Source organism: Pseudonocardia pini (assembly GCF_013870575.1).
Classification (GTDB): Bacteria; Actinomycetota; Actinomycetes; order Mycobacteriales; family Pseudonocardiaceae; genus Pseudonocardia; species Pseudonocardia pini.
This window is the reverse complement of the sequence record NZ_JACBXB010000131.1, coordinates 1-9,664: the sequence shown is the minus strand read 5'-3', so window position 1 is coordinate 9,664 and position 9,664 is coordinate 1. Positions and strand designations below refer to the sequence as shown.

Here is a 9,664-nt window from a genome sequence, read left to right as displayed (position 1 = left end):
ACCGGCGATCCGGCGCGTCCAGGTGGGGTCGACCTCGGTGGCGTCGTCGGTGAAGGCGACGAGCCGGGTGGTCGCCGCGACGAGCCCGCGGTTGCGGCCCGCGGAGAGGCCGCATCGCGCGTCGCGCAGGTAGTAGACGCGGGGGTCGGCCAGCCGGTCGACGGCGAGCCGGGTGCGGTCGTCCACCGGGGCCTGGTCCACGACCAGCACGGTCAACGCCGGATGGTCGCCGGCGAGGATCGCCCGGACCGCGCGCACCAGCCCGTCGGTGCGCCCCCGCGTCGGGACGACGACGGTGAGCGGCTCCTCCGACGACGGCACCTCGCGCGGCCGCGGGGTCGGTCCGATCTGCAGCCGGACCGCCTCGGCGCGGCAGACCGCGTCCGCGGTACCGCGCCGCAGCCCCACGGTGATCTCGCCGAGTGCGTCCCCGCCCGCCGTGACCAGCAGCCGGGCGTGCCGGTAGCCGGGCTCGACCTGCAGGCCCGCGACCTCGTCGACCTCCGTGCGGCCGACCCAGGTCGGTCCGTACTCGGGAACCATCACCCACGTCCCTTCCGCTCCGCCTCGACGTCACTGTGTCCGATCGCCGCTGTGACGACACTGAGACCGGCGCCCGACCGGGGTACGGTCCGCAGGTGGGTGATCAGTCGTCTGTGCGTCGGCCGCGGGCCGGTGTGGTCGTGACCGGGAGACCGGATCGTCTGGCTGCGGCCGCGGTCACGGGACTACGCCGCGTTCCAGTTCCTCGAGAACGGCCACCACATGCCGCCCGCGGACATGCCGGGCCCGGTCCGGCACGTCGCCGTCTTCGGGGCGAACATCGGCCTGCTGCTCGCCGACCTGGCCGCCGAGTACCCGGAGGCCCGGGTGCTCGGCGTCGAGCCGGACTACGACAACGCCGTGCTCGCCCGCCGCAACATCGAGCACCTCGGCGAACGCGGCCGGATCGTCGAGACGGCGGTGTGGCACCGGGACACCACGCTCGAGGTCGACTGGGGCCGGGACGCGTGGGGCGTGAACATCGCGGACCCCGACGCGCAGGACCGCAGCACGAACGGCACCCAGCAGGTCGGCCCGATCGTGATCGACGCGTCCGACGCGGGCAGGCTGCTCGCGGACTGGACCGGCGGCGCCCCGGTGGACTACCTGCTGGTCAGCGTGGAGAGCGCCTGGCAGGAGCTGCTCCGCCACGGTGACTGGGCACGGGACGTGCGCTGCATCAAGATCGAGATCTCCGACGCCCGCAGCGCGGCGGCGGCCGACGAGGCCGTCCCGCTGCTGGAGAAGCTCGGCTTCCAGGCCCGCCTGGAGACCCTGCCCTGGGGCGCGTTCGCCATCGGGCTGCGGGTCTGAACGCGCGGGTCTGAACGCGCGGGCCCGAACGCGCGGGCCCGAGAGCCGTCGCGGGCGTCAGCCCTTGCGGCCTGCCCCGGCGAGGATGACCCCGGCCAGCAGCGCCGGGATCGTCCACTCGACCGCGTGGATCGTGGTCTCCGGGACCTCCTTGGCCCCCATCACGGCGGTCCCCGCGGTCAGCCCGACGGCCGCGGTGGTCAGCCCGACGCCCACGACGTCCGCCTTGCTGCGCCGGGTCGCGAGCTGCGCGACGCCGCCGAGCAGGGTCGCCGCGAGCGCCGCGCGGGAGATCGGGGTCCACTTCGCCCAGCCCGCGGAGACCACGCGCTCGCGGTCCGCGGGGCCGCCCGCCGCGTCGGCCGCCGCGTTGAGCCCGGAGGCGCCCATCAGCGAGCCGCCGAACCAGGCGGCCGCGCCGACGTCGCGAAGGGCCTTGAAGGCGGTGGTGCGGTCCATGCGGTGTCTCCTAGCGGGAGTGGAACGGGTGCCCGCCGACCCTAGCGACGCCCCGTCACCCGTCCGCGCGGACCCGGAGCCCCTCGCCCACCCGCTCGTGGGCGGTGCCGCAGTCGGCGCAGAGCAGGTCCTCGGGCAGCCGCTCCCCGCAGACGCACACCCACCCCTTGACGACGGCCGGGTTGCCCGCCACGAAGGCGTGCGCGGGCACCGAGCGGGTCACCACCGCCCCGGCGGCGGCGAAGGCGTGCTCGCCGATCTCCGCCCCGCAGACCACCACGGTCCCGGCGCCGAGCGTGGCCCCGCGGCGCACGGTCGTGGCGACCAGCGCGTCCCCGCTGCGCTTGATCGCCGCGCGCGGGCGCAGGTCGTTGGTGAACAGCACGTTCGGGCCGAGGAACACGTCGTCCTCGCAGGTCACGCCCTCGAACACGAGGGTGCCGTTCTTCACGGTCACGTTGTCCCCGAGCACCGCGCCGCCCTCGACGAACGCGCAGTCGCAGATGTTGCAGTCCCGCCCGACCCTGGCCCCGGGCAGCACGTGGGCGAAGGCCCACACCCGGGTCCCCGCCCCGACGTCGTCGCTCTCACAGAGGCCCTGCGGGTGCACCCGCACCCCTACGGCCGTGCCCGGCGCACTCTTCGTCGTCCCGGTCATGGACGCACCCCTCTCACCCGTCCGCGCGACCCTAGCCGCGGCCGGTGACCGGGTGACCACTAGGCTCGTCAGGCCACGAGAACGGCACGGGGACCGTGCTCGGGCCGAGATCAGAGCAGGACCAGGTCTGACGGGGTAGCGCGGTAGTGGATCGAGACAACGAGCGGACGCAGGACCTCCCGCGTACCGCCGTCCGCCCCGGCGGGCAGGACACCGTGCACCGGATCACCGGGCCGGGAGCCGATCCCTACGCCGACCCTCCCACCGAGCGTTTCGGCGCGATCGTGCCCGCGCCCGGTGCGGCGCAGGCGACCGCCGCCGTGCCCGTGGTGGTGGCCGACCCCGAGGCGCCCCGCAAGCGGCTCGTGCCCAGCTTCGAGCTCAACGCCTTCGCCCTGATGGCTGCCACCGGGATCACCGCGCTGGTGGGCCTCGGGTTCTGGGCCATCGCGGCGCGGCTGCCGGCCTCCGAGGTCGGCCGCTCCTCGGCCATCCTGTCCACGGCCACGATGCTGTCGCAGATCGCGGCGTCGAACGTCGGGCTGCTCTTCGGCCGCGTCCTCGCGTCCGCGCACGGCAAGGGGCGCAGGCTGGTCCTCGCGGGGTACGGCATCGCCACGGCGATCGCGCTGGTCCTCGGCTTCGGCTTCCTGCTGTTCTTCCCGCACGACGAGCTGTTCCCCACCACGTGGGACCGGCTCGGCTTCCCGCTGCTCGTCGTCCTGCTGGCGCTGTCCACCCTCCAGGACTGGGTGCTCACCGGGCTGCGGCGGTCCACCTGGATCCCGCTCGAACAGCTGCTGTTCGCGCTGGGCAAGATGGGCCTGCTCATCCTGTTCGCGAACCTGGCGTTCGAGAAGGGCATCCTGGTCGCCTGGGCGATCCCGATCATCCTGCTGCAGCTGGTGGTCGCGCCGATCCTGTTCCTGCGCCTGCTCCCCCGCATCCCGCCGCCCGGTCCCGGCACCCCGCCGATGCCGAACCGACGGGGGCTGCGCACGATCTTCCTCGCGGAGTACGCCACCGGGGCCGTCACGGTCATCATCCCGCTGGTGCTGCCGCTGCTCGTGGTCGCTCGGCTCGGCACGGAGGCGAACGCGTACTACGCGGTGCCCTGGCTGATCGCCGAGTCCTTCAGCGTCCTGATCTGGAACATCAGCTCGTCGTACGTGGTGGAGGCCAGCCACGACCGGCGCCAGCAGTGGAAGCTGATGCAGCGCACGTTCCGGCTCAGCTACCTGATCGGCGGCATCGGGGTCCCCGTGCTGTTCTTCCTGGGGCCTTGGCTGTTGTCGATCCTCGGGGACACCTACTCCGACGAGGGCGGCTGGGTCCTGCGCTACGCGGTGCTCGCGATCCCCTTCACGATCGTCAACATGAACTTCATCAACACCTCTCGACTACGCAACCAGATGGGCCGCGTAGTCGTCATGGAAGTGTGTACAGCTGCGCTCGTCATCGGACTCGCCGTGGTCCTCATGGACCGGATGGGTGTCGGGGGTGCCGGGTTGGCGTTCCTGCTCGCCCAGGCGGTCACCGCGGTCGTCGTCGCGGTGCCGCTGCTGCGGTACATGAGCACCCTCCGCCGCGAGGCGCGCGAGGAGGACCCCGGCGAGGACCCCGAGCCGACCGCCTCGGTCGACGCGGCGACCACGAGCCGGACGCCGTGAGAGACAGGAGAATCCGCACGTGACCAGGCCGAACGGATCGGTCCGACCCCTCCACGCGGACCGTCGGCTGCGCCTGCTCGTCGTGCTGCACAACCTGGGCATCGGCGGCAGCCAGCGCAACTCGGTCGACCTGGCCGCAGGCGCCCGCGACCTCGGTCACGAGGTCACCCTCGCCGGTCCCCCCGGCGTGCTGCAGGACGTCATCGCCGAGAACGGCCTGCCCTTCGAACCCATCGAGGAGCTCTCCCCGGACAACATCGCGCCGACCGCGCGCAGTGCGTACCGGAGGATGCGCGAGCTCGTCCGCCGGGTCCAGCCGGACCTCGTGCACACCTACGAGCTCACGCCGTCGATCCTGATGTTCCTCGGCCCGCACCGCTCCGACGACGTGCCGATGACCATGACGATCAACAGCATGTCCGTGCCGGACTTCATGCCCGGCACCATCCCGCTGCAGGTCTGCGGCCCGCTCATCGCGATGGAGACGCGCGAGCGCTCCGGCTCGATCGGGATCCTGGAGATCCCCACCGACGTCGTCGGCCAGTACCCGGGCTACCCGGGCGGCGACGCGTTCCGCGCCGAGATGGGCGTGAAGCCGGACGAGATCATGGTGGTCGCGGTCAGCCGGTTCGCCCGGGCGCTGAAGCAGGAGGGGCTCGAGACGGCGATCCGCGCCACGGGCCGCATCGCCCACCAGCACCCGATCCGGCTCGTCCTGGTCGGCGACGGGCCCGCGATGCCGGAGCTGCAGGCCCTCGCCGCCGCCACCAACGCCCGGGTCGGCCGCGAGGTCGTCACCCTGCCCGGCCTGCGGGTGGACCCCCGCCCGGCCTACGAGTCCGCGGACATCGCACTGGGCATGGGCGGCTCGGTGCTGCGGGCCATGGCCTTCGGCAAGCCCTGCATCGTGCAGGGCGAGCACGGCTACTTCAAGGTGCTGGACCGGCGCTCGGCCCGCGAGTTCCGCTGGCACGGCTTCTACGGCATCGGCGACGGCGGCACCGGCGAGGACGTCCTCGTCCGCGAGCTCCGGACGTTGCTGGTCGACCCCCTGCGCCGCAAGGCGAACGCGGAGTTCGCCCTGGAGCTGGTGCGCAGGCACTACAGCCTGCAGCACGCCCTGGACGTCCAGCTCGCCTGGTACCGCAAGGCCATCGCCGAGCACGTCCGGCCCTCCCGCGCGGAGATCGCCCGCACCATCGCCGGGGTCGGCACCTACTTCGCGGGCCGGGCCGCCGGACGGATCCGCCCGGACACCTTCAACAGCTCGGAACGCATCGGCCCCGGCATCGCCGCGCCGGTGCCCGCCTGGTTCGACCCGGACCTGGACACCGACACGGGCAGCATCGACATCGCCAACGCCCGCACCCTCAAGATGCCCGCGGCCCGCCGCCCCGCCCAGTAGGACGACGAACGGCACCCTCGCCCACCGAGTGGGAGAGGGTGCCGTCCTGCGGTCGGGCGCTCCTAGCGGAGCGGGTACTCCTTGATCCAGTCGACCTGCATCTCCGACTCCCGCACGTTGGCCGGGTCCCCGTCCTCGGGGAACCAGTCCAGCTGGATCGTGAGGTGCATCGGGCGCGGGGGCAGGTGGTCCGTGTTCTCGTTCCGGTACCACTCCTGGCCGTCGAGGTAGCCGATGATGTGGTCCGGGGTCCACTCGACCGCCCAGTTGTGCCACTGCGTGGCGTCGACCGCGACCTCGCCCTTGTCCTGGTCGTTGTCCTCGCCGTAGTGCAGGAAGAAGTTCACGTCCTGCCTGCCCCCCGAGGTCGCCTCCATGAAGTCGACCTCGCCGCCCTCCGGCCAGTCCTCCGCGTCCGGCCACAGCAGCAGCAGGGCGTGGTAGGTGGGGTCGGAGTCGGGGAGCTTCACCCGGCCCTCCCAGCGGCCGTACTGCTGGCCGGGGTAGAGGGCCATGCCACCGGTGTTGCCCCGGGAGTCCCCGGTGATGGTGAGGATGCCGTCCTCGACGCTGATCGCGTCGGGGGTGCGGCGGCCGTTGCCGTCGTGGCCCTCGCCGTTGTAGATGTTCCAGCCCGCGGGCTTGGGCCCGTCGAACTCGTCCACCCTGGCGGGGTCGCCCCAGCCCAGCAGCGTGGCCGCGCTGGTCTCGGTGCCCGCGCTCGGCGTCTCCGTGGTGGTGGCGGGCGCGCCGGGCTCGGGGGCCTGCGTGGTGGGGGTGGTCGGCGACGACGGCCGGGTCACCAGCACCGCGATCAGCGCGATCACCGCGACGATCGCGATGCCCGCCACGACGTACAGCGTGCGGCGGGAGACCGTCCGGGGCGGGGCGTCCCCGCCCTCGGGCTCCGGCTTCGGAGCCTCGGGCGTACTCACCGATCCACCGTCCCCGTGGGCGAGAGCTTGGGCACGCGGCCACCCGAGCGGCGGGCGGCGCGCCTGCCGCGGACGTAGGCCGTGCCCCCGTCGGCGATCCAGGTGATCCGCTCGCGCAGGCTCCCGGCGGCCATCCCCTCACCGGCGGTGGCCTCGCGGTCCCCGATCTGCCGGAACTGGGCGACGGCGGCGGGCAGCCTGCGGGCGGCCATCGCGCCCGCCCTCGGATCCAGCGCGATCTTGGTGAGGAACGCGCCCAGCCCCATCGAGTAGCCCCGCAGCTGGCTGCGCAGCTCCTCCGGCGACGAGCGGTGGTGGTGCCAGACGAACGCGCCGGGGTCGTAGCCGACCTCGTGGCCGCCGAGCACCAGCCGCACCATGAACTCGCAGTCCTCGCCGCCGCGCGTGGGCGCACCCGCGCCCAGCGCCTCGTCGAAGCCCCCGACCGCGCGCGCGATGTCCGCCCGGACGGCGAAGTTCGCGCCGATCCCGAACAGCCCGGGCGAGAACGGGAAGATCGCCGAGTCCTCGGGCGGGTGGGCGAGCGAGTAGCGCCGCGACGCGAAGCCGCGGTTCCACACGAGCGCCCGCTCCGCGGCGAGCTCCTCCTCGGTCTCCAGACGGGCACCGATCACCGGCCCGCTCACACAGGCCAGGCCCGGCTCGGCGGCGAAGACCGCGGCGATCCGGGAGGCCCAGTGCCGGTCGACCTCGGTGTCGTCGTCGGTGAAGGCGACGAGCCGGGTGGCGGCCTCGCGCAGGCCGCGGTTGCGCCCCACGGACAGCCCGCGCCGCGCCTCCCGGACGTACACCACGCCCCGGTCCGCGAACTCCTCCGCGACCAGCCGCGTGCTCTCGTCCACCGGGTCGTTGTCCACGACGACGACGGTCACGGCGGGGTGGTCCCCCGCGACGACCGCCGCGAGGCTCGTGCGCAGGCTCTCCGCCCGCCCCCGCGTGGCGATCACGACGGTCAGCGGCTCCGCCGAGGCCGGCAGTGCGGTCTCGGCCCCGGAGTCGGGGCCGAGCTGCGCCTCGATCGCGGCCCGCACGGTCGACGTCGTGGCACGACCACCGGTGAGTCCGACGGTGATCAGCCCCGCGGGCACCTCCCCCGCCGTGACGAGCAGCCGCGCGGCCACGTAACGCGGGTCGACCGAGAGGTCGAGCGCATCCGGGCCCTCGGCCCGCCGGTCCACACGGCCTACCCAGGCCGGTGCCCGCTGGGGCAGTTCCATCGACGTCCTCCGTGCTGAGTCAAACGGTCGGGCCGCCTGGGCGCTGGTCAGGCCGAGGCGACCGGTGCCACGACCGCGTCCGACGCCGCGGCCGGGCGCGCCTGCGAGACGACCTCGGGACGCGCCAGCCGCACCGGCTCCAACGGCGTGTTACCCAGGATCATGTCGGACGCCTTCTCCGCCACCATCAGGGTGGGGGCGTAGGTCTGGGTGTTGGTGACCGTGGGGAAGACCGACGCGTCGACCACCCGCAGGCCCTCCACCCCGTGCACCCGCATCGAGGAGGGGTCCACGACGTCGTCCGCCGTGGTGCCCATCCGCGCGCTGCCCGTGGGGTGCAGGCCGGTCTGCGCGGCCTCGGCGATCCAGTTCAGGATCTCCTCGTCCGACTGCACGGAGGCCCCGGGGACGACCTCGCCGCCGTCCACCCCGGAGAACGCGGGCTGCGCCATGATGTGCCGCGCGATCCGGACCGCCTTCACCCAGTCGTCCCGGTCCCGCTGGTTGTCCAGGTAGTTGAACACGATCCGCGGGTGCTGCGTCGGGTCGGTCGACTTGAGCGTGACGCTGCCGCGCGAGCGGGCCGCCATGGTGCCGACGTGCACCTGGTAGCCGTGCCCGTCCACGATCCGCTTCTCGTCGAACTTCATGGCCATGGCCGCGAAGCCGACGATCACGTCGGGGAAGTCCATGTCCTCGTTGCTGCGGATGAAGCCGGCCGCCTCGAACATGTTGCTGGTCGCCGGGCCGCGGCCCGCGAGCCACTGCAGGCCCATCTTCGGCCAGTTCTTCTTGTCCTTCATGTGCACCATCGAGATGGGCTGGGTGCACGAGTGCTGGACCTGGACCGCGAGGTGGTCCTCGAGGTTGTAGCCGACGCCGCGCAGGTCGTGCACCGGGGACACGCCCACGGCCGCGAGCTCGTCCGCCCGGCCGACGCCGGAGAGCTGCAGCAGCTGCGGGGTGTTGAAGGCCCCGCCCGCGAGCACGACCTCCTTGGCCCGCACGATGCGCTCCTCGTCGCCGGACCGGTACGTGACGCCGACGGCCCGGTTGCCGGAGAAGACCACCTGGGTGGCCAGCGCGCGGGTGCGGACCTCGAGGTTCGGGCGGCCCATCACGGGGTGCAGGTACGCCTGCGACGACGACTGGCGGCGGCCGCGGCGGATGTTGCGGTCGAACGCCGCGAATCCCTCCTGCACCGCGCCGTTGAGGTCCGCGGTGATGTTGTAGCCCGCCTGTTGCGCCGCCTCGAAGAACAGCGAGAACAGCGGGTGGTCCGCAGGGGCCTTCTCGACCGTCTGCAGGCCGCCGCGACCGCGGTACTCGTTCCCGCCGAAGGTCAGCGAGTCCTCGATCCGCTTGAAGTAGGGCAGGACGTGCGCGTAGTCCCACGCCTCGTCCTTGGTGACCCGGCCCCACTCGTCGAAGTTCGCCGGGTGGCCCCGGACGAACGTCATCGCGTTGATGGACCCGGAGCCGCCGAGCAGCTTGCCGCGGGGCTGGTCCATACGGCGGTTGTTCATGAACCGCTCGGGCTCGGACTGGTAGTGCCAGTTGTGCGACTGGCTCGCGATCGCGAGGCCCATGGCCGCGGGCATGTGGGTGAAGACGTCCCAGAACGGGTCCGACTTCCCCGCCTCCAGCAGCAGCACCCGGTTCGACGGATCGGCGCTGAGCCGGTTCGCCAGCACGCAACCGGCAGCCCCGCCACCGACCACGACGAAGTCGTAGACCTGATCCGACATGAGGTGAGAGCCCTCCTCCGAAGACGCTGCGATCGGTGCCCCCCGCAAGACCGGCGGACGGGTTTCACCCGAACCGCCGAACGGCAGCATGGTCACGATATCGCGGTGCGATCCACGCGCCCCCTCGGGTGCGTGGCCGTGCTCCGACCTCGTCGTCGGTGGTACTCGGATGCCCCGGCGGGGCATCACGGCTGG

At 73.0% G+C, this 9,664-nt stretch carries 9 protein-coding genes; 3 read left to right on the top strand and 6 right to left on the bottom strand.

All coding sequences use genetic code 11. From position 1 onward, the window contains the following. On the bottom strand, positions 1–543 hold a 543-nt coding region (locus H5J29_RS10610; protein ID WP_181780761.1), incomplete at its 3' end, for a glycosyltransferase family 2 protein. 222 nt (positions 544–765) lie between these two features. Between H5J29_RS10610 and H5J29_RS10605 the strand changes: the two genes are divergently transcribed. Then, entirely contained in the window at positions 766–1,356 is a 591-nt protein-coding gene (locus H5J29_RS10605) for a hypothetical protein (RefSeq protein WP_181780760.1), read from the top strand. Between the two features lie 57 nt (positions 1,357–1,413). Here the strand turns inward: H5J29_RS10605 and H5J29_RS10600 are convergent, their stop codons facing one another. Next, the gene (locus H5J29_RS10600; RefSeq protein WP_181780759.1) at positions 1,414–1,815 is read right to left on the bottom strand and encodes a hypothetical protein; all 402 of its coding nucleotides are present in this window, start codon (positions 1,813–1,815) and stop codon (positions 1,414–1,416) included. Positions 1,816–1,870: 55 nt separating this feature from the next. Continuing rightward, positions 1,871–2,473 (bottom strand): acyltransferase, encoded by a 603-nt coding sequence (locus tag H5J29_RS10595; protein ID WP_181780758.1) that lies wholly within the window; start codon positions 2,471–2,473, stop codon positions 1,871–1,873. Between the two features lie 146 nt (positions 2,474–2,619). On the opposite strand from H5J29_RS10595, the gene H5J29_RS10590 reads away from it, so the two are divergent. Continuing rightward, positions 2,620–4,143, top strand: a complete 1,524-nt coding sequence (locus tag H5J29_RS10590) for a lipopolysaccharide biosynthesis protein (RefSeq protein WP_181780757.1) — start codon at positions 2,620–2,622, stop codon at positions 4,141–4,143. A 19-nt stretch (positions 4,144–4,162) separates the two neighbouring features. Then, a complete protein-coding gene (locus H5J29_RS10585; protein ID WP_181780756.1) occupies positions 4,163–5,548 on the top strand; it encodes a glycosyltransferase in 1,386 nt (461 codons plus the stop codon). Between the two features lie 62 nt (positions 5,549–5,610). On the opposite strand, the gene H5J29_RS10580 is transcribed toward H5J29_RS10585, so the two are convergent. Genes H5J29_RS10580 through H5J29_RS10570 form a run of 3 tightly spaced genes read right to left on the bottom strand, consistent with a single transcriptional unit; the run spans position 5,611 to position 9,469 of the window. Further along, positions 5,611–6,483, bottom strand: coding sequence for a glycoside hydrolase family 16 protein (locus H5J29_RS10580; protein ID WP_181780755.1), 873 nt, complete (start codon positions 6,481–6,483; stop codon positions 5,611–5,613). Continuing rightward, the gene (locus tag H5J29_RS10575; RefSeq protein WP_181780754.1) at positions 6,480–7,721 is read right to left on the bottom strand and encodes a glycosyltransferase family 2 protein; all 1,242 of its coding nucleotides are present in this window, start codon (positions 7,719–7,721) and stop codon (positions 6,480–6,482) included. The genes H5J29_RS10580 and H5J29_RS10575 overlap by 4 nt, the downstream gene beginning before the upstream one ends. 47 nt (positions 7,722–7,768) lie before the next feature. Continuing rightward, a complete protein-coding gene (locus H5J29_RS10570; protein WP_181780753.1) occupies positions 7,769–9,469 on the bottom strand; it encodes a choline dehydrogenase in 1,701 nt (566 codons plus the stop codon). Between the last annotated feature and the right edge of the window lie 195 nt (positions 9,470–9,664).

Coding starts and splice junctions, on each gene's coding strand:
- H5J29_RS10600 (WP_181780759.1), bottom strand. CDS start 1,815: ATGGACCGCACCACCGCCTTCAAGGCCCTTCGCGACGTCGGCGCGGCC.
- H5J29_RS10605 (WP_181780760.1), top strand. CDS start 766: ATGCCGCCCGCGGACATGCCGGGCCCGGTCCGGCACGTCGCCGTCTTC.
- H5J29_RS10575 (WP_181780754.1), bottom strand. CDS start 7,721: ATGGAACTGCCCCAGCGGGCACCGGCCTGGGTAGGCCGTGTGGACCGG.
- H5J29_RS10595 (WP_181780758.1), bottom strand. CDS start 2,473: ATGACCGGGACGACGAAGAGTGCGCCGGGCACGGCCGTAGGGGTGCGG.
- H5J29_RS10570 (WP_181780753.1), bottom strand. CDS start 9,469: ATGTCGGATCAGGTCTACGACTTCGTCGTGGTCGGTGGCGGGGCTGCC.